We start from the raw sequence: 19,139 nt of genomic DNA on the forward strand, positions 1-19,139 counted from the left end.
AGGCGCCCGGCCGGACCTACCAGGTGTTCCCGGCGATCTCGCGGATCCCCGGCAGGGCGGCCTCGAAGACGGTCCGGAACCACACCGAGAACGGCCGCTCCGCCTGCAGCGCGCGCAGCTCCTCGGCGGTCACGAAGGCGTAGTCGTCCACCTCCTCCGGGGCCGGCCGCACCGGCCCGGTGACCAGGCCCACGAACAGGTGGTTCCATTCCCGCTCGATCAGCCCGGACGCCTCGTCCGGCAGGTCGTAGCGGACCGTGCCCGCCTCGCAGAGCAGCGCCGGGGCGACGCCCAGCTCCTCGGCGGTGCGCCGGGCGGCGGCCACGAACGGCTGTTCGTCGGGGTAGGGGTGGCCGCAGGCGGTGTTCGACCAGACGCCGGGGGAGTGGTACTTGCCGAGCGCCCGGCGCTGCAGCAGCATCCGGCCCTGCCGGTCGAAGAGGAACACCGAGAACGCCCGGTGCAGCCGGCCGGGCTGCTGGTGGGCCCAGAGCTTCTCGCCGGTGCCGATGGTGACGCCCTCGTCGTCCACCAGCTCCAGCAGGATCTCCTGCGGCGCGCCGGCGGACCGCGCGGCGGTGTCCACGTCGGTCTCGACGTCGAGGCCGGTGTCCACACCGGTGTCGAGCGCGTTGTCGAGCCCGGCGTCCGCACCGGCGTCGGTGCCGGGACCGGCCTGCGGGTCGAGGTGGGTCGGGCGGTCGGTCGGCAGGCTCTGGGGCATGAGGCCTCTTTCGGCAGCTTCGGGAGCACTTCGGGAGCACGGGGAGCAACCACGGCTCGCACCGGTGGCGTCGCGCCCCAGTCTGCCGTACGGGTGGCACCGCGCAGAGGTCCCACGCACAACCCGGCGCGATGGCGGCGTCCGGTGGCCGGGGACGGGCGCCGCGCTCGCAGGTCTGTTCGAGATGTGTTCGATCTGTGTTCGACGCTCCGGCCGCGTTCGGGCTGGTCGCCGTGGTCGCCTACCATCACATAGGACACCGCGGCCGCATCTCGGCGGCCCCGGCGCGCCATCGCCGGTCACCCGGAGACTCCCGGTAGCCGCGCGCGGCCGCGCACCGCACGACGGATCAGGAGACCCCGCATGATCGGCCTCGTTCTGGCAGCCGGCGCCGGCCGCCGACTGCGCCCGTACACCGACACCCTGCCCAAGGCACTGGTGCCGGTCGACGGGGAGCGGACCGTCCTGGACCTCACCCTCGGCAACTTCGCCGAGGTCGGCCTGCGCGAGGCCGCGATCGTCGTCGGCTACCGCAAGGAGGCGGTCGAGGAGCGCAAGGACGCCCTGGAGCGCAGGTACGGCGTGAAGCTGACCCTGGTCGAGAACGACAAGGCCGAGGAGTGGAACAACGCCTACTCCCTCTGGTGCGCCCGTGACCTCTTCACCGAGGGCCTGCTGCTCGCCAACGGCGACACCGTCCACCCGGTCTCGGTCCAGCGCACCATGCTGGAGGGCAACGCCCGGCTGGCCGCCGAGGGCCGCGAGCCCGGCATCCTGCTCGCCCTCGACACGGTGAAGCGCCTCGCCGACGAGGAGATGAAGGTGGTCGTCCACCCCACCGCCGGCATGCGCCGCATCACCAAGCTGATGGACCCCTCCGAGGCCACCGGCGAGTACATCGGCGTCACCGTGATCAACCCCTCCGCCGCCGCCGACCTCGCCGACGCGCTGCGCGCCACCTACGAGCGCGACCCCCAGCTGTACTACGAGGACGGCTACCAGGAGATGGTCGACCGCGGCCTGCGGATCGACGTCCAGCCGATCGGCGAGGTCTCCTGGGTCGAGGTCGACAACCACGACGACCTGGCGAAGGCGCGGGAGATCGCGTGCCAGTACTGACCAGGCTGGTCCCGTCGCCGGTCTTCGTGGAGATCCGCCCGGGTGCGCTGGACGCGCTCGGCGGCATCCTCGCCGACCAGCGGCTGTCCGCCTCCGGCCGGATCGCGGTGGCGATCAGCAACGGCTCGGGCTCGCTGCTGCGCACCCGCCTGGAGCCGGCGCTGCCCGGCGCCGACTGGTACAGCGTCGAGGACGGCAGCCTCGACAGCGCCGTCCGGCTGGCGGACGAGATCCGCGGCGGCGTGCACGGCGGCCACTACGACACCGTCGTCGCCCTGGGCGGCGGCAAGATCATCGACGTGGCCAAGTACGCCGCCGCGCGGATCGGCCTGCCGCTGGTCTCCGTGCCGACGAACCTGGCCCACGACGGCATCTGCTCGCCCGTCTCCACCCTCGACAACGTCGGCGGCCGCGGCTCCTACGGGGTGCCCAGCCCGATCGGCATCGTGATCGACCTGGACGTGATCCTCGGCGCCCCGCCGCGCTTCGTCGCGGCCGGCATCGGCGACATCGTCTCCAACATCTCGGCCTGCGCCGACTGGGAGCTGTCGCACGCCGAGACCGGCGAGCCGGTGGACGGCCTGGCCGTCGCGATGGCCCGCTCGGCCGGCGAGAACCTGCTGCGCCACCCGGGCAACCTCCAGGACCGGGGCTTCCTCACGGCCCTCGCGGAGGCACTGGTACTGTCCGGCATCGCGATGAACATCGCGGGCAGCACCCGGCCCTCGTCGGGCGCCTGCCACGAGATCTCGCATGCCCTGGACGTGCTGTATCCCAAGCGGTCCGCCCAGCACGGCGAGCAGGTCGGCCTCGGGGCCGCCTTCGCCAGCTTCCTGCGGGGCGAGCGCGAGCTGACCGGCCTGATCGTGGAGCGTCTGGCGCACCACGGGCTGCCGGTGACCGCCGCTCAGATCGGCTTCACCGAGGCGGAGTTCACCGAGGCGGTGCACTACGCTCCGAACACCCGGCCGGGCCGCTTCACCATCCTTGAGCACCTCGACCTCTCCCCTTCCGCAATCAGGGACGCGTACGCCGACTATGTCCAAGCCGTCAACAGCTGACCGCTCCGCCGCGGAGGCCGCTCCGCCGCCGGTCGACCTGACCCGCCGGCCCTCGATCGAGGAGCTGCGCGCGGTGATCCACCCGGAGGGCATGCTCCAGCGCCGGAGCGCCGAGCACTGGGCCGGCCGGCTCTACATGCGGAAGATCTCGCTGCGGATCACCCGGGTGCTGTCGACCGTGACGGCGATCACGCCCAACGGCCTGACGTACCTGATGATGCTGACCGGCATCCTGGCCGGCGCCGCGCTGGTCGTCCCGGGGATCGCCGGCGCCGTGCTGGCGGCCCTGCTCATCCAGGTGTACCTGCTGCTGGACTGCGTGGACGGCGAGGTGGCGCGCTGGCGCCGGCAGACCTCGCTGACCGGCGTCTACCTGGACCGGGTCGGCCACTACATGTCCGAGGCGGCCCTGCTGACCGGCCTCGGCCTGCGCGCCACCGACCTGCTGCACCGCGAGGGGAGCGCCGCGCACTGGGAGTGGGCGTTCCTCGGCACCCTGGCCGCGCTCGGCGCGATCCTGATCAAGTCGGAGACCGACCTGGTCGACGTGGCCCGCGCCCGCAGCGGCATGACGGCGGTCGAGGACAGCGCCTCGGTGCCGCGCTCGGCCGGTGTCGCCAGGGCCCGCCGGGCGGCCTCGCTCCTCAAGTTCCACCGGCTGGTCGGCGCGGTCGAGGCCTCGCTGTTCATCCTGGCGGCGGGCGTCGCCGACCTTGTCCACGGCGGCCTGTTCTTCACCCGGATCGCGGTGGTCGTGCTGGCCGCGATCGCCATGCTGCAGACCGTGCTGCACCTGCTGAGCATCGTCCTGTCGAGCAGGCTCCGGTGAGCCGCGTGGAGGGGAGCGCCGTGGAGGGCAGCGCAGTGGAGGGGAGCACCGTGAACGGGAGCGCCGTGGAGGGGACCGGGACGACGGGGAGCACCGTGCCGACCAGCGCCGCCGGCGCCGACGCCTTCCGGCTCGGCGCTGTGATCATCACCATGGGCAACCGCCCGGCCGAGCTGACCGCGCTGATCGAGTCGGTCCGCGCCCAGCAGGGCCCGCCGGTCGAGCTGGCCGTGGTCGCCCAGGGCGTCCCGATGCCCCCGCTCCCGGAGGGCGTGCGCACCGTCGAGCTGCCCGAGAACCTCGGCATCCCGGGCGGGCGCAACGCCGGCATCGAGCTGTTCGGCCACAACGGCCGGGACGTCGACGCGGTGCTGTTCCTGGACGACGACGGCCGGCTGCCCGGCACCGACGCGGCCCGGCTGCTGCGCGAGGCCTTCGCCGGCGACCCGGAGCTCGGCATCGTGAGCTTCCGGATCGCCGACCCCGACACCGGCGTCACCCAGCGCCGCCACGTGCCCCGGCTGCGCGCCAGCGACCCGCTGCGCTCCTCCCGGGTGACGACCTTCCTGGGCGGCGCGAGCGCGGTGCGCTGCGCCGTGTTCGAGAACGCCGGGCAGCTGCCCGCCGAGTTCTTCTACGCGCACGAGGAGACCGACCTCGCCTGGCGCGCGCTGGACGCCGGCTGGGCCATCGACTACCGGGCCGACGTGGTGCTCCACCACCCCACCACCTCGCCCGCCCGGCACGCCACCTACTTCCACAACGTGGCCCGGAACAGGGTTTGGCTCGCGAGGCGGAACCTTCCGGCCCTGTTGGTGCCTCTATACCTGGGAACCTGGTTCCTGCTGACGCTGGCCCGCCGCCCCTCCCCGGAGGCGCTGAAGGCCTGGCTGGGCGGGTTCAAGGCGGGCTGGCGCGAACCCTGCGGTGCGCGGCGGCCCATGCGATGGCGTACCGTGTGGCGCCTGACCCGGCTGGGCCGGCCGCCGGTCATCTGATCCGCCCGGCGACCGTACGGTAGGACGGTCGCCACGGCCGGTGGCCACACACCGGCCGCACTCCCCCCGATATCCGAGTGGATCCCCCTCGGCGCAAGGCCGGCGGACCCCCGCCGACCGGCCCGCCCGACGATCCCGCGCGAAGGACGAATGTGTCGACAGTGAGTGAACCCGTCAGCCTCTCAGCCCCGAGGGGGGCGGACGCGGGCCTGACCCCCAAGCAGCTTGCGGACAAGTACGGCCTGACGGTCAGCGGCAGACGGCCCGGCCTGTTCGCCTACAGCAAGCAGCTCTGGGCCCGCCGCCACTTCATCTGGGCCTTCGCCACGGCGCGCCTGGTGGCCCAGTACACCGACGCCAAGCTCGGCCAGATCTGGCAGGTCGTGACGCCGCTGCTGAACTGCGCGGTGTTCTACCTGGTCTTCGGCGAGATCCTGAGCAACAAGGACGACAACCCGTACTACGTCGCCTGGCTCTGCATCGGCGTCTTCATCTTCCAGTTCACCCAGAACGCCGTGCAGTCCGGCACCCGGGCGATCGCGGACAACCTCGGGCTGATCCGGGCGCTGCACTTCCCGCGCGCCTCGCTGCCGATCGCGTTCACCGTGATCCAGCTCCAGCAGCTGCTGATCTCGATGGTCGTGCTGTTCGCCGTGGTGCTGCTGAACGGCGTCGAGCCCGGCCGGACGTGGATCCTGGTGGTCCCCGCGCTGGTGCTGCAGTCGATGTTCAACACCGGTGTCGCCCTGATCTTCGCCCGGATCGGCGCCAAGACCAGCGACATCTCCCAGCTGATCCCGTTCGCGATGCGCGCCTGGCTGTTCCTGTCCGGCGTCATGTACAGCATCACCGACAAGATCAAGGACTGGTCGCCGTTCTGGCAGAAGGTGATGGAGCTCAACCCGGCCTCGGTCTACATCGACCTGGTCCGCCACGCGCTCGCGCCCGTCATCTACAACAAGCACCAACCCCAGTTCCTGGAGTTCCCGCCGCACCAGTGGAAGTACGCGATCGCCTGGGGTGTGGGCATGCTGGTCATCGGATACGTCTTCTTCTGGAAGGCTGAGGAGGAGTACGGCCGTGGCTGACACCGACGTGCGAGGGACCGATCTGACCAAGGACCTGAAGGACGCCGCCCCGCGTCGCAAGGTGTTCGACGCGGACGTGGCCCGCGAGCCCACCGTGGTCGTCGACGACGTGCACATCGTCTACCGGGTGCACGGCGCCGGCTCCGGCAAGGGCAGCGCCACCTCGGCGCTCAGCCGGATCATCAGCCGCAAGCGCGGGGCCGGCGTGCGCGAGGTGCACGCGGTGAAGGGCGTCAGCTTCACCGCCTACAAGGGCGAGGCGATCGGCCTGATCGGCTCCAACGGCTCCGGCAAGTCCACCATGCTGGCTGCCATCGCGGGCCTGCTGCCGACCGAGAAGGGCGGCATCTACACCAACGGCCAGCCCTCGCTGCTCGGCGTCAACGCCGCGCTGATGAACGAGCTGACCGGTGAGCGCAACGTCGTCCTCGGCTGCCTCGCCATGGGCATGTCGCCGGCCGACGTGCGGCGCCGCTACCAGGACATCGTCGACTTCTCGGGCATCAACGAGAAGGGCGACTTCATCTCGCTGCCGATGCGCACCTACTCCTCCGGCATGGGCGCCCGCCTGCGCTTCGCGATCGCGGCGGCCAAGACCCACGACGTGCTGCTCATCGACGAGGCGCTCGCCACCGGCGACCAGGCCTTCCAGAAGCGCAGCAAGAAGCGGATCACGGAGCTGCGCGAGGAGGCCGGTACGGTCTTCCTGGTCAGCCACGACAACGCGTCGATCCGCGAGACCTGCGAGCGGACCATCTGGATCGAGGCCGGCGAGCTCGTCATGGACGGGCCGACCGAGGAGGTCGTCCGCCGCTACGAGCGCGGCGAGCGGCCGTAGCCGCGCGCCGCACCACCAGGGACCGCGCGGCGGGGCCGGTGACCGGAGGACGTCCGGGACCGGCCCCGCCGTCGTTCGTGCGCCCCCGGCCCGCCCCGTCGTGCCCCGGGTGGCCCGCCGCCGCCCGGGTGAGCGCCCCGTGCGCCGGGTGAGGCGCCCTTCTCCGGCGCGGTCGTTGGTGTCAGGCTGTAAGCGCGGGGGTGGTGTGCCGGACGTGACTCCCGTGATCGGACGCGTGTCCGACTCGGGCCCGTCACCGGAGCGGTGTAGAACGGGGGAGTGACAGCAGTGTCGGCTTCGGCCCAGCCCAACAGTGAGTCCCCGCCCGGAGGCGGTCGTCCGGTGGAAGGTCCCGCGGGAGCGGCGACCCTCGCCAAGGCGGACGCGGAGAACTTCCCGGTCGCCCCGTTCTTCCTGCCCGCCGCGTGGCGCGACGACCTCATGACGGTCTACGGCTTCGCCCGGCTGGTCGACGACGCCGGGGACGGCGACCTCGCCGACCCGGCCGGCACCGCCGCACTGCTCGGCGTGCCCGCCCCGCCCCCGGCCCCCGCGGCCGCCCCCGCGGACGGGACCGCTCCCGCCGGGGCGCACCGGCCCGGCCCCGAGGAGACGGCCTTCCGGCTCGCCCTGCTGGACGGCCTGGAGCGCGACCTCGACCGGGTCTTCGAGACCGCCCTCGCCCCCGCCGGGGCCGAGGCCCCCCGCCACCCGCTGCTGCGCCCGCTGGTCCCGCTGGTCGACCGCCACGGCCTCACCCCCGAGCCGTTCCGCCGGCTGATCCGGGCCAACCGGGTCGACCAGACCACCGACCGCTACGCCACCTACGAGGACCTCCGCGGCTACTGCACGCTCTCCGCCGACCCGGTCGGCCGCCTGGTGCTGGCCATCGCCGGCGTCTCCACCCCCGAGCGGATCGCGATGTCCGACGCCGTCTGCACCGCCCTGCAGATCGTCGAGCACCTCCAGGACGTCGCCGAGGACCTCGCCCGGGGCCGGATCTACCTGCCCGCCGAGGACCTCCGGCGGTTCGGCGTCACCGAGGACGACCTCGCCGCGCCGAGCGCCGGTCCCGCCGTGCGCCGCCTGATCGCCTTCCAGACGGACCGTGCCCGCACCCTGCTCGACCGCGGTGCGCCATTGGTAGGTACGGTTCGGGGGAGGCTTCGACTGCTCCTGGCGGGATTCACCGCAGGTGGTTACGCGGCCCTGGCGGCCGTCGAGGACGCCGGGTACGACGTGCTCGCCCAGCAGGCGAAGCCGGACAAGCGCCGCCTCGCAGCGAGGGCGGCGGCCATCTTCGCGAAGGGAAGGTGAACGCCCGAGTGGCGGCATCACCACTGGCGTCGGCGCCGGTCATGGCGGCGTACCGGTACTGCGAGGCAGTGACCGGGCTGCAGGCCCGCAACTTCAGCTACGGCATCCGGCTGCTGCCGGAGCCGAAGCGGCTGGCCATGTCGGCCCTGTACGCGCTCGCCCGCCGGGTGGACGACATCGGCGACGGCGACCTCCCGGACGACCGCAAGGCCGAGGCCCTGCTGCGCACCCGCGAGCTGCTGGACGAGATCCGGGCCGGCTCCGTCGCGGAGGACGACACCGACCCCGTCAAGGTCGCGCTGGCGGACGCGGCCCGGCGCTTCCCGATCCCGCTCGGCGGCTTCGACGAGCTGATCGACGGGGTCGAGATGGACCTCAAGGGCGCCGAGTACCAGACGTACGAGGAGCTCAAGGTCTACTGCCGGTGCGTGGCCGGGGCGATCGGGCGGCTGTCGCTCGGCGTGTACGGCTGCGACGACCCCGAGCGCGGCGCGCGCTACGCCGACACCCTCGGCCTGGCGCTCCAGCTCACCAACATCCTGCGCGACCTGCGCGAGGACGCCTTGAACGGCCGCACCTACCTGCCGACCGAGGACCTCGTCCGGTTCGGCTGCCAGGAGGGCTTCGCCCGGCCCCGGCCGCCGGTCGGCGCCGACTTCACCGGCCTGATCGCCTTCGAGGCGGCCCGCGCCCAGGCGGCCTTCGAGGAGGGCCTGCGGCTGCTGCCGATGCTGGACCGCCGCAGCCGGGCCTGCACCGCCGCGATGGCGGGCATCTACCACCGGCTGCTCGGCCGGATCGCCGCCGACCCGGAGTCGGTGCTGCGCGGCCGGGTGTCGCTGCCGGGCTGGGAGAAGGCGTACGTGGCGCTTTCCGGGCTCGCCGGGGGGCGTTCTTGATTCTTACCACAGTTCTGTCACGCTGTGTCAGCGGGGAATCACTTCTGGGTAGAGCCCTGTTGACGGCTGTGCCGGACCCGACCGCACTGGTCCCGGGTCCGGCCGCATTGACCACGGGCGCTCCGGCCACGACCGGACCGGGCGCGGGACGCGAGGGGGAGAGCCGATGACCGGGCGAGCCGACGCCGCGCGCCCGGCCGCCGTCGTGGTCGGCGGTGGCCTCGCGGGCATCACCGCCGCACTGCGGCTGGCCGAGGCCGGCCACCGGGTGACCCTCGCCGAGGGCCGCCCCCGGCTGGGCGGCCTGGCCTTCTCCTTCCAGCGCGGCGAGCTGACCGTCGACAACGGCCAGCACGTCTACCTGCGCTGCTGCACCGCCTACCGCGGCCTGCTGGAGCGGCTCGGGGCCAACCGGCTGGTGCACCTCCAGGACCGCCTGGAGGTGCCCGTGCTGGGCGTCTCCGGGCCCGTCGGCGCGCCGGTCCGCACCCTCGGCCGGCTGGGGCGCGCCGCCCTGCCGGTGCCGCTGCACCTGGCCGGCAGCCTGGCCCGCTACCCGCACCTGGGCCCGGCCGACCGGGCCCGGGTGGTCCGCGGCGCCCTCGCGCTGCAACGGCTCGACCTCGCCGACCCGGCGCTGGACGCGCTCTCCTTCGGCGACTGGCTGCGCCGCCAGGGCCAGAACGAGCGCACCCTCGCCGCGCTGTGGGACCTCGTCGGCGTGGCCACCCTGAACGCCCGGGCCGACCAGGTGTCGCTGGCGCTCGCCGCCATGGTGTTCAAGACCGGGCTCCTCTCCGACCCCGGGGCCTCCGACATCGGCGCGGCCACCGTCCCGCTCGGCGTGATCCACCACGACCGGGCGCTCGCCGAGCTGGAACGCGCGGGCGTGAAGGTGCTGCTGCGCGCCCGGGTGAGCGAGCTCAAGCCGGCCGTCCCGCAGCACGCCGTCCGGCTGGAGGGCGTCGACGAGCCGCTCGCCGCCGACACCGTGGTGCTGGCCGGCGCCCAGGACACCGCGGCGGCGCTGCTGCCGCCGGACGCGATCGCGGACCAGGAGCGGCTGGCCGGCTTCGGCACCGCGCCGATCCTCAACGTCCACGTGATCTACGACCGGCGGGTGCTGCGCAAGCCGTTCTTCGCCGCGCTCGGCTCGCCCGTCCAATGGGTCTTCGACCGCACCGCGCACTCCGGCCTGGCCGGCACCGCGCTCGGCGCGGCCCACCCCGGCGCCCAGTACCTGGCGCTGTCGCAGTCCGCCGTGCAGGACGAGATCGACCTGCCGGTGGCCGAGCTGCGCCGCCGCTACCTGCCGGAGCTGGCCCGGCTGCTGCCCGCCGCGGGCGGGGCCGAGGTGCTGGACTTCTTCGTCACCAGGGAGCGCACCGCCACCTTCGACCCGGCCCCGGGCACGGCCGCGCTGCGGCCCGGCCCGCGCACCGACGTCCCCGGCCTGGTGCTGGCCGGCGCGTGGACGGCGACCGGCTGGCCCGCCACGATGGAGGGGGCCGTGCGCAGCGGTCACGCCGCGGCCGACGCGGTGCTCGCCGCCGACGGCCGGCCCCGGCCGTCGGACCGCGGCGACGGGAGGTGGCCGCGGTGACCGGCGCCCCGCTCGCCGGGGACCGCGGCGAGCCCGCGAGAGCCGGCGTTCACCCGTTCGGTCCCGGCGGCGGGAGCGTCCTCGCCGGCCGCGGCCGCACCGGCCGCACCACCACCGCCAGCGTCCGGCCGTCCCACGCGGCCAGGCACCACCAGGGAGAGGGAACGTACGTGGAGTCACGCATCGGCAGGGCCGTCGGAGGTACGGCGCATGCCGAACCGGTCTCGGTGCCGGAGCTGCTCAACCGCACCCGCGCGCTCTGTACCCCGCCGCTGAGGGCCGCCGTCGCCCGTCTGGCGGCACCCATGGACACCGTCGCGGCGTACCACTTCGGCTGGATCGACCGGGACGGCACGCCGGTCGCCGGGGACGGCGGCAAGGCCGTCCGGCCGGCCCTGGCGCTGCTGTCGGCCCAGGCCGCCGGAGCGCCGGCGGAGGCGGGCGTGCCCGGCGGGGTCGCTGTTGAACTGGTGCACAACTTCTCCCTGCTCCATGATGATCTGATGGACGGTGACGAGACCCGGCGCCACCGGGCCACCGCCTGGACGGTCTTCGGTCCGGCCCAGGCGATCCTGGTCGGTGACGCGCTGGCGACGCTCGGTACGGAGGTGCTGCTCGACGCCGCCTCCACGGGCGGCGCGAGCGCCACCGACGCCGCGCGGGCCGTGCGCCTGCTCACCACCGCCAGCCGCCGGCTGATCGACGGGCAGGCGATGGACGTCGCCTTCGAGCAGCGGGACACCGTCACCGTCGCCGAGTGCCTGGAGATGGAGGGCGGCAAGACCGCCGCCCTGCTCTCCGCCGCCTCCGCGCTGGGCGCCGTCCTGGCCGGCGCCGACGACCGGGCCTCCGACTCCCTCCAGCGCTTCGGCGAGCACCTCGGCCTGGCCTTCCAGGCCGTCGACGACCTGCTCGGCATCTGGGGCGCCACCGAGGTCACCGGCAAGCCGCACTGGGGCGACCTGCGCCAGCGCAAGAAGTCCCTTCCGGTCGCCGCCGCCCTCGCCGAGGGCGGCCAGGCCTCCCGCGAACTGGCCGAACAGCTCGCCGACCCCAAGGGGCGCGGCGAGGAGAGCGAGACCGAGCTGGCCGCCCGCGCCCTGCTGATCGAGAAGGCCGGCGGCCGCGCCTGGACCCAGGAGGAAGCCCGCCGCCAGCACACGACTGCCCTCGCCGCCCTGGACGAGGTGCCCATGCCCGACGGGGTGCGCCAGCACTTCGTCGCACTCGCCGAATTCGTGGTGGTACGAGAGAGGTGACGTTACGTTGACAGCAACCGCGGACGGCCGGCTCGACCCTGAGTACGATTCCGAGCCGGTCGCGGTGGGAGGCCTCCCCCCGGCGCTGCTGAGCGCCGGGCGGTGGCAGCCCGAAGGATCCGCCCCGGACGCCCCGGCCGGCCGGACCGAGCAGCAGGACGGGGCCGCCTCCGCCGAGGAGGCGCTGAGCCGCGCCACCACGCACCTGCTCTCCCTGCAGAGCTCCGAAGGGTGGTGGAAGGGCGACCTCGAAACCAACGTCACCATGGACGCCGAGGACTTACTGCTCCGGCAGTTCCTCGGGATCCGCACCGAGGAACAGACCAAGGCCACCGCCGAGTGGATCCGCTCCCAGCAGCGCGAGGACGGCACCTGGTCCACCTTCCACGGCGGCCCGGCGGAGCTCTCCACCACCGTCGAGGCCTACGTCGCCCTGAAGCTCGCGGGCGACGACCCGAACGCCCCGCACATGCTGGCCGCCGCCCGCTGGATCCGCTCCGCCGGCGGCATCGCCGCCTCCCGGGTGTTCACCCGGATCTGGCTGGCGCTCTTCGGCTGGTGGCCCTGGGACCGGCTGCCGGAGATGCCCCCGGAGATCATGTTCCTGCCGAAGTGGCTCCCGCTGAACATCTACGCCTTCGGCTGCTGGGCCCGCCAGACCATCGTCCCGCTGACCATCGTCTCCGCGCACCGCCCGGTGCGTCCGGCCCCCTTCCCGCTCACCGAGCTGCACACCGACCCGGACGACCCGTACCCCACCCGGCCGCTCGCCCCGGCCACCAGCTGGGACGGCCTGTTCGAACGCCTCGACAAGGTCCTGCACGCCTACCACCGGCGCGCCCTGCGCCCGCTGCGCCGGCTCGCGCTCTCCCAGGCCTGCCGCTGGATCGTCGAGCGCCAGGAGGCCGACGGCTGCTGGGGCGGGATCCAGCCGCCCGCCGTCTACTCCCTGATCGCCCTGCACCTGGAGGGCTACGAGCTCGACCACCCCGTGATGCGGGCCGGGCTCGCCTCCTTCGACCGCTTCACCGTGCACACCCCCGACGGCCGGCGCTGGCTGGAGGCCTGCCAGTCCCCGGTCTGGGACACCTGCCTGGCCACCATCGCCCTGGTCGACGCCGGCCTGCCGGCCGACCACCCGGCGCTGGTCTCCGCCGTCGACTGGATGCTCGGCGAGGAGATCACCAAGCGCGGCGACTGGTCCGTCAAGCGCCCCTCGCTCGCCCCCGGCGGCTGGGCGTTCGAGTTCGAGAACGACACCTACCCGGACATCGACGACACCGCCGAGGTGGTGCTCGCGCTGCGCCGCGTCGCCCACCCGGACCCGGCCAAGGTGGCCGGCTCCGTCGACCGCGCGGTGCGGTGGAACCTCGGCATGCAGTCCAAGAACGGCGCCTGGGGCGCCTTCGACGTCGACAACACCAGCACCCTGCCGAACAAGCTGCCGTTCTGCGACTTCGGCGAGGTCGTCGACCCGCCGTCCGCGGACGTCACCGCGCACGTCGTGGAGATGCTCGCCGAGGTCGGCCGGGCGCACGACCCGCGCACCCGGCGCGGCGTCGAGTGGCTGCTGCGCAACCAGGAGGCGGACGGCTCCTGGTTCGGCCGCTGGGGCACCAACTACATCTACGGCACCGGCTCGGTGCTGCCCGCCCTGGTCGCGGCCGGCGTCCCGGCGGAGCACCCCGCGGTGCGCCGGGCGGTGCGCTGGCTGGAGGACCGGCAGAACGCCGACGGCGGCTGGGGCGAGGACATGCGCTCCTACGACGACCCGGCACGCTGGGCCGGGCGCGGCGACTCCACCCCCTCGCAGACCGCCTGGGCGCTGATGGCGCTGCTCGCGGCCGGCGAGGGCCCCGACGGCCGGGCCAACCCGGCGGTGGAGCGCGGCGTGGACTGGCTGGTGCGCACCCAGCTGCCCGAGGGCACCTGGGACGAACCCCAGTTCACCGGCACCGGGTTCCCCTGGGACTTCTCCATCAACTACCACCTGTACCGGCTGGTGTTCCCGGTCACCGCGCTCGGCCGCTACCTGCACGGCAGCCCCGCGACCGGACGCCCGGCCGGCGGCGCGGCGATCGGGGCGTCCCGGTGAACGCTTCCCCGCTGCTGGTCCTCTGCGCGCTCGGCCCCGAGGTGTGGGCCCTGCGCGGAGGGGACTGGCGCGGCGGGTCGGGCGGCCCGCCCGTCGTGGTGCGCACCGGCGTCGGCCGGCGGCGCGCCTCACTCGCCGTCAGGAGGCTGCTCACCGCCGCCCCGGGCGGCTACGGCGCCGTCGTGGTGGCCGGCTTCGGCGCCGCCGTCGCGCCGGGAATAACGCCCGGTGACGTGATCGTTGCCGACGGCGTGCGCGATGCCGAGGGCAACCACTTCGCCGTCGACTCCGGCCCGGCGCTCACCCGGGCCCTCACCGTGCGCGGCCTGACCGCGCACACCGGCGTGCACCACACCGCCGACCACGTGGTGCGCGGCCTGGAACGGCGCGCCCTGCACGTCCAGGGGGCGCTCGCCGTCGACATGGAGGCCGCCGCCGTGCTGGCGGCCCTGCACGAGCTGCGCCCGGGCCTGCCCGCGGCCGTCCTGCGGGTCGTGGTCGACACGCCCGAACGCGAGCTGCTGCGCCCGGGCACCCTGCCGGCCGGCGTCCGCGCCTGGCGGACGCTGCGCTCCACGGTGCCCGCCCTGGTCGACTGGCACCTGCGGAACGACCGGCCGCGCGGCCGCCCCGCGCCCGCCGCCCTCAACCACCCCACATCCTCGACGCTCCCCCAGGAGGCGAGCTAGCCATGGCCATGCCGTTGCGCCAGACCGTGCGGGTCGGCACCTACCTCATGCAGCAGAAGCTGAAGCGACGCGACAAATTCCCGCTGATCGTCGAACTGGAACCGCTCTTCGCCTGCAACCTGGCCTGCGAGGGGTGCGGCAAGATCCAGCACCCGGCGGGCGTGCTGAAGCAGCGGATGCCGGTCGCCCAGGCGGTCGGCGCGGTCCTGGAGTCGGGCGCCCCGATGGTCTCGATCGCCGGCGGCGAGCCGCTGATGCATCCGCAGATCGACGAGATCGTCCGGCAGCTGGTCGAGCGCCGCAAGTACGTGTTCCTCTGCACCAACGCGCTGCTGCTGCGCAAGAAGCTGGACAAGTTCAAGCCCTCGCCGTACTTCACCTTCACCGTGCACATCGACGGCCTGCGCGAGCGCCACGACGCCTCGGTGGCCAAGGAGGGCACCTTCGACGAGGCGGTGGAGGCGATCAAGGAGGCCAAGCGGCGCGGCTTCCGGGTGACCACCAACTCCACCTTCTTCAACACCGACACCCCGCAGACCATCATCGACGTGCTCGACTACCTCAACGACGACCTCAAGGTCGACGAGATGATGATCTCCCCGGCGTTCGCCTACGAGAAGGCACCCGACCAGGAGCACTTCCTCGGCGTCGACCAGACCCGCGAGCTGTTCCGCAAGACCTTCGCCGGCGGCAACCGGCGGCGCTGGCGGCTCAACCACAGCCCGCTCTTCCTGGACTTCCTGGAGGGCCGGGTCGATTTCGAGTGCACCGCCTGGGGCATCCCCAACTACTCGCTGTTCGGCTGGCAGCGGCCCTGCTACCTGATGGCCGACGGCTACGTGCCGACCTACCGCGAGCTGATCGAGAAGACCGACTGGGACAAGTACGGGCGCGGCAAGGACGCCCGCTGCGCCAACTGCATGGCGCACTGCGGCTACGAGCCGACCGCCGTCCTCGCCACCATGGGCTCCCTCAAGGAGTCCCTGCGGGCGATCACCGAGACCGTCGGCTCCAGCCGGAGCCGCTGACGCACCCGCAGGCGGGCGGCGCACCCCGCCGCCCGCCCCCGTCCGCCCCGGGCCGCCGACCCGGGCCGGACCACCCCGCGCGGCGCGGCCACGGCGGGGCACCACCGCACCGCTCCGAGTCGTGAGGTGAAAGCCATGTCACTGCTCTCCAGCGTCACGTCCCCGGCGGACCTGAGGGCCCTCCCGGCCGCCGAGCTGCCCCGGCTCGCCGACGAGATCCGCGACTTCCTGATCGACGCCGTCACCCGCACCGGCGGCCACCTCGGGCCCAACCTCGGCGTCGTCGAACTGACCATCGCCCTGCACCGGGTCTTCGACTCCCCGCGCGACCGGATCGTCTGGGACACCGGCCACCAGAGCTACGTCCACAAGCTGCTCACCGGCCGCCAGGACTTCTCCCGGCTGCGCAGCAGGGGCGGCCTGTCCGGCTACCCCTCGCGCGCCGAGTCCGAACACGACCTCGTCGAGAACTCCCACGCCTCCACCGCGCTCTCCTACGCCGACGGCCTGGCCAAGGCCAACCAGCTGCGCGGCAGCGACGACCCGGTGGTGGCCGTGATCGGCGACGGCGCCCTCACCGGCGGCCTCGCCTGGGAGGCGCTCAACAACATCGCCGCCGCCAAGGACCGGCCGCTGGTCATCGTCGTCAACGACAACGAGCGCTCCTACTCGCCCACCATCGGCGGCCTGGCCAACCACCTCGCCGCGCTGCGCACCACCCAGGGCTACGAACGCTTCCTGTCCTGGGGCAAGGACGCCCTCCAGCGCACCCCCGTGGTCGGCCAGCCGATCTTCGGCGCGCTGCACGGCGCCAAGAAGGGCTTCAAGGACGCCTTCGCCCCGCAGGGCATGTTCGAGGACCTCGGCCTCAAGTACCTCGGCCCGATCGACGGCCACGACCTCACCGCCCTGGAGTCCGCGCTCACCAAGGCCCGCGGCTTCGGCGGCCCGGTCATCGTGCACTGCCTCACCGTCAAGGGCCGTGGCTACCGGCCCGCCGAACAGGACGAGGCCGACCGCTTCCACGCCGTCAACCCGATCGACCCCTACACCTGCCTGCCGATCTCGCCCGCCGACGGCGTCTCCTGGACCTCGGTGTTCGGCGAGGAACTGCTCGCCCTCGGTGCCGAGCGGCCGGACGTGGTGGCCATCACCGCGGCGATGCTCCAGCCGGTCGGCCTGGCCGGCTTCGCCAAGGCCTACCCCGGGCGGACCTTCGACGTCGGCATCGCCGAGCAGCACGCCGTCGCCAGCGCGGCCGGGCTGGCCACCGGCGGCCTGCACCCCGTGGTGGCGGTGTACGCGACCTTCCTCAACCGCGCCTTCGACCAGGTGCTGATGGACGTCGCCCTGCACAGGCTGGGCGTCACCTTCGTGCTCGACCGCTCCGGCGTCACCGGCAACGACGGCGCCTCGCACAACGGCATGTGGGACATGTCGATCCTCCAGGTCGTGCCCGGCCTGCGGCTCGCCGCCCCGCGCGACGCCGACCAGCTGCGCGCCCAGCTGCGCGAGGCCGTCGCGGTCGAGGACGCCCCGACCGTGGTCCGCTTCCCCAAGGGCACCGTCGGCCCCGCCGTGCCCGCCGTCGAGCGGATCGGCGGCGTGGACGTCCTGCTGCGCACCGGGGAGCTGCCGGAGATCCTGCTGGTCGCCGTCGGCAGCACGGCCGGCGCCGCGCTGGACGCGGCCCGGCTGCTGCTCGCCGAGGGGTTCACCGCGACCGTCGTCGACCCGCGCTGGGTCAAGCCGGTCGACCCCGCGCTGCCGGCCCTCGCCGCCGGGCACCGGCTGGTGGTCACCGTCGAGGACAACGGCCGGGTCGGCGGCGTCGGCACGGCCGTCGCCCAGGCGCTGCGGGACGCGGACGTGGACGTCCCGGTGCGGGTGCTGGGCCTGCCGCAGGAGTTCCTCGGGCACGCCGCGCGCGGCGAGATCCTGGAGGAGACCGGGCTGACCGGCACCGGGGTCGCTGCCCAGACCGCCGCCTTCGCCAAGCACCTGCTCCCGGACCGGGGACGACCGGACCGGGGACTTCCGAACCGAGGAGCGAACCAGCACCATGCCGGCTGACCCCGACAGCACCGACCGCCTTGACCGCACCGGCCCTCCCGCGCCCGTCGACCGGTCCGACGGGACCGGCGGCTCCGGCGCACCCGGCCGCCCCGACGGCGCCGGGCGCGCCGGGTCGCGCTTCGACCTGGCCGCCCTGCTCGCCGAGCGCGGGGGCGAGCGGTACGAGCTGCAGAGCCGCTACCTGAACCCGCAGCTCACCCGGATGCTGCACACCATCGGCTTCGACAAGTACTACGAACGGGCCCGGGGGCAGTACTTCTACGACGCCGAGGGCAACGAGTACCTCGACATGCTGGCCGGTTTCGGCATCTTCGCGCTCGGCCGCCACCACCCGGTGGTCCGCTCGGCCGTCCAGCAGGTGATGGACCTCGACCTGCCGGACCTGGTCCGCTTCGACTGCTCGCCGCTGCCCGGCCTGCTCGCCGAGCGCCTGCTCTCCCACGCGCCCGGGCTGGACCGGGTGTTCTTCGGCAACAGCGGCACCGAGGCGGTGGAGACCGCGCTGAAGTTCGCCCGGTACGCCACCGGCCGCAAGCGGATCCTCTACGCCGACCACGCCTTCCACGGGCTCACCACCGGCTCGCTCTCGGTGAACGGCGAGAGCGGGTTCCGCAAGGGCTTCGACCCGCTGCTGCCGGACACCGCGATCCCGCTCGGCGACCTCACCGCCCTCGCCAAGGAGCTCAAGCGCGGCGACGTCGCCGCGCTGATCGTCGAGCCGATCCAGGGCAAGGGCGTGCAGGCGACCCCGCCCGGCTGGCTGCGCGCCGCGCAGGAACTGCTGCACGATCACAAGGCCCTGCTGATCTGCGACGAGGTGCAGACCGGCATCGGACGCACCGGCGACTTCTTCGCCTACCAGCACGAGGACGGCGTGCTGCCGGACCTGGTCTGCGCGGCCAAGGCGCTGTCCGGCGGCTACGTCCCGGTCGGGGCGACCCTCGGCAAGGGCTGGATCTTCGAGAAGGTGTACTCCTCGATGGACCGGGTGCTGGTGCACTCGGCCAGCTTCGGCTCCAACGCGCAGGCGATGGCGGCGGGCCTGGCGACCCTGGAGGTCATCCGGGACGAGCGGGTGGTGGAGAACGCCCGCAAGGTGGGCGACCACTTCCGCGAGCGGCTGACCGAGCTGGTCGACCGCTACGAACTGCTCGCCGAGGTGCGCGGGCGCGGGCTGATGATCGGCATCGAGTTCGGCCGGCCGAAGTCGCTGAAGCTGCGGACCGGCTGGACCGCGCTCCAGGCGGCCCGCAAGGGCCTGTTCGCCCAGATGGTGGTCGTCCCGCTGCTCCAGCGCCACCGGATCCTCACGCAGGTGTCCGGGGACCACCTGGAGGTGATCAAGCTGATCCCGCCGCTGATCATCACCGAGCGGGACGTGGACCGCTTCATGACGGCCTTCACCGAGGTGATGGAGGACGCCCACCGGGGGAGCGGCCTGATGTGGGACTTCGGGCGGACGCTGGTGAAGCAGGCGGTCAGCAACCGCTGAGGGCGCGGCGCGCGGAGCGTTCGC

16 protein-coding genes are annotated in these 19,139 nt (G+C 73.5%); 15 read left to right on the top strand and 1 reads right to left on the bottom strand.

Annotated elements, in window-relative coordinates; translation table 11 throughout:
• Positions 1-16: 16 nt before the first annotated feature.
• Complete coding sequence (gene idi, locus ACFVVL_RS25615) at positions 17-586, bottom strand: isopentenyl-diphosphate Delta-isomerase (RefSeq protein WP_380293228.1); 570 nt, start codon at positions 584-586, stop codon at positions 17-19.
• Between the two features lie 501 nt (positions 587-1,087).
• Here idi and ACFVVL_RS25620 point away from each other — a divergent pair.
• From ACFVVL_RS25620 to ACFVVL_RS25690, 15 genes are all read left to right on the top strand, one after another.
• Positions 1,088-1,843 (top strand): sugar phosphate nucleotidyltransferase, encoded by a 756-nt coding sequence (locus tag ACFVVL_RS25620; RefSeq protein WP_387679023.1) that lies wholly within the window; start codon positions 1,088-1,090, stop codon positions 1,841-1,843.
• The gene (locus tag ACFVVL_RS25625; RefSeq protein WP_387679026.1) at positions 1,831-2,904 is read left to right on the top strand and encodes an iron-containing alcohol dehydrogenase family protein; all 1,074 of its coding nucleotides are present in this window, start codon (positions 1,831-1,833) and stop codon (positions 2,902-2,904) included. The genes ACFVVL_RS25620 and ACFVVL_RS25625 overlap by 13 nt, the downstream gene beginning before the upstream one ends.
• A gap of 91 nt (positions 2,905-2,995) precedes the next feature.
• Positions 2,996-3,733: a CDP-alcohol phosphatidyltransferase family protein gene (locus tag ACFVVL_RS25630; RefSeq protein ID WP_380293226.1), complete on the top strand. Its 738-nt coding sequence runs from the start codon at positions 2,996-2,998 to the stop codon at positions 3,731-3,733.
• A 152-nt stretch (positions 3,734-3,885) separates the two neighbouring features.
• Positions 3,886-4,731 (top strand): glycosyltransferase family 2 protein, encoded by an 846-nt coding sequence (locus tag ACFVVL_RS25635; RefSeq protein WP_380293224.1) that lies wholly within the window; start codon positions 3,886-3,888, stop codon positions 4,729-4,731.
• A 152-nt stretch (positions 4,732-4,883) separates the two neighbouring features.
• Positions 4,884-5,819 (top strand): ABC transporter permease, encoded by a 936-nt coding sequence (locus ACFVVL_RS25640; protein WP_380293201.1) that lies wholly within the window; start codon positions 4,884-4,886, stop codon positions 5,817-5,819.
• Between the two features lie 34 nt (positions 5,820-5,853).
• Positions 5,854-6,657: an ABC transporter ATP-binding protein gene (locus ACFVVL_RS25645; RefSeq protein WP_380293222.1), complete on the top strand. Its 804-nt coding sequence runs from the start codon at positions 5,854-5,856 to the stop codon at positions 6,655-6,657.
• 342 nt (positions 6,658-6,999) lie between these two features.
• The gene (hpnC, locus tag ACFVVL_RS25650; RefSeq protein WP_387679029.1) at positions 7,000-7,974 is read left to right on the top strand and encodes a squalene synthase HpnC; all 975 of its coding nucleotides are present in this window, start codon (positions 7,000-7,002) and stop codon (positions 7,972-7,974) included.
• A 41-nt stretch (positions 7,975-8,015) separates the two neighbouring features.
• Positions 8,016-8,873, top strand: a complete 858-nt coding sequence (hpnD, locus tag ACFVVL_RS25655; protein ID WP_380293220.1) for a presqualene diphosphate synthase HpnD — start codon at positions 8,016-8,018, stop codon at positions 8,871-8,873.
• 166 nt (positions 8,874-9,039) lie between these two features.
• Positions 9,040-10,476 carry a hydroxysqualene dehydroxylase HpnE gene (hpnE, locus tag ACFVVL_RS25660; RefSeq protein ID WP_380293197.1) on the top strand — a complete coding sequence of 479 codons (1,437 nt, stop codon included), beginning with the start codon at positions 9,040-9,042 and terminating at the stop codon, positions 10,474-10,476.
• Positions 10,477-10,646: 170 nt separating this feature from the next.
• A complete protein-coding gene (locus ACFVVL_RS25665) occupies positions 10,647-11,735 on the top strand; it encodes a polyprenyl synthetase family protein (protein WP_380293195.1) in 1,089 nt (362 codons plus the stop codon).
• 7 nt (positions 11,736-11,742) lie between these two features.
• Positions 11,743-13,830, top strand: a complete 2,088-nt coding sequence (gene shc, locus ACFVVL_RS25670) for a squalene--hopene cyclase (protein ID WP_380293193.1) — start codon at positions 11,743-11,745, stop codon at positions 13,828-13,830.
• The gene (locus tag ACFVVL_RS25675) at positions 13,827-14,519 is read left to right on the top strand and encodes a 1-hydroxy-2-methyl-2-butenyl 4-diphosphate reductase (RefSeq protein ID WP_380293191.1); all 693 of its coding nucleotides are present in this window, start codon (positions 13,827-13,829) and stop codon (positions 14,517-14,519) included. Before shc ends, ACFVVL_RS25675 begins: the two co-directional genes overlap by 4 nt.
• 2 nt (positions 14,520-14,521) lie before the next feature.
• Positions 14,522-15,547: an adenosyl-hopene transferase HpnH gene (gene hpnH, locus ACFVVL_RS25680; protein ID WP_380293189.1), complete on the top strand. Its 1,026-nt coding sequence runs from the start codon at positions 14,522-14,524 to the stop codon at positions 15,545-15,547.
• A gap of 135 nt (positions 15,548-15,682) precedes the next feature.
• Complete coding sequence (gene dxs / locus ACFVVL_RS25685) at positions 15,683-17,620, top strand: 1-deoxy-D-xylulose-5-phosphate synthase (RefSeq protein ID WP_387679035.1); 1,938 nt, start codon at positions 15,683-15,685, stop codon at positions 17,618-17,620.
• Positions 17,610-19,115, top strand: a complete 1,506-nt coding sequence (locus ACFVVL_RS25690) for an aspartate aminotransferase family protein (RefSeq protein WP_387679038.1) — start codon at positions 17,610-17,612, stop codon at positions 19,113-19,115. Before dxs ends, ACFVVL_RS25690 begins: the two co-directional genes overlap by 11 nt.
• The last annotated feature ends 24 nt before the right edge of the window (positions 19,116-19,139 follow it).

This window comes from Kitasatospora sp. NPDC058115, from assembly GCF_042884635.1.
Lineage (GTDB): Bacteria > Actinomycetota > Actinomycetes > Streptomycetales > Streptomycetaceae > Kitasatospora.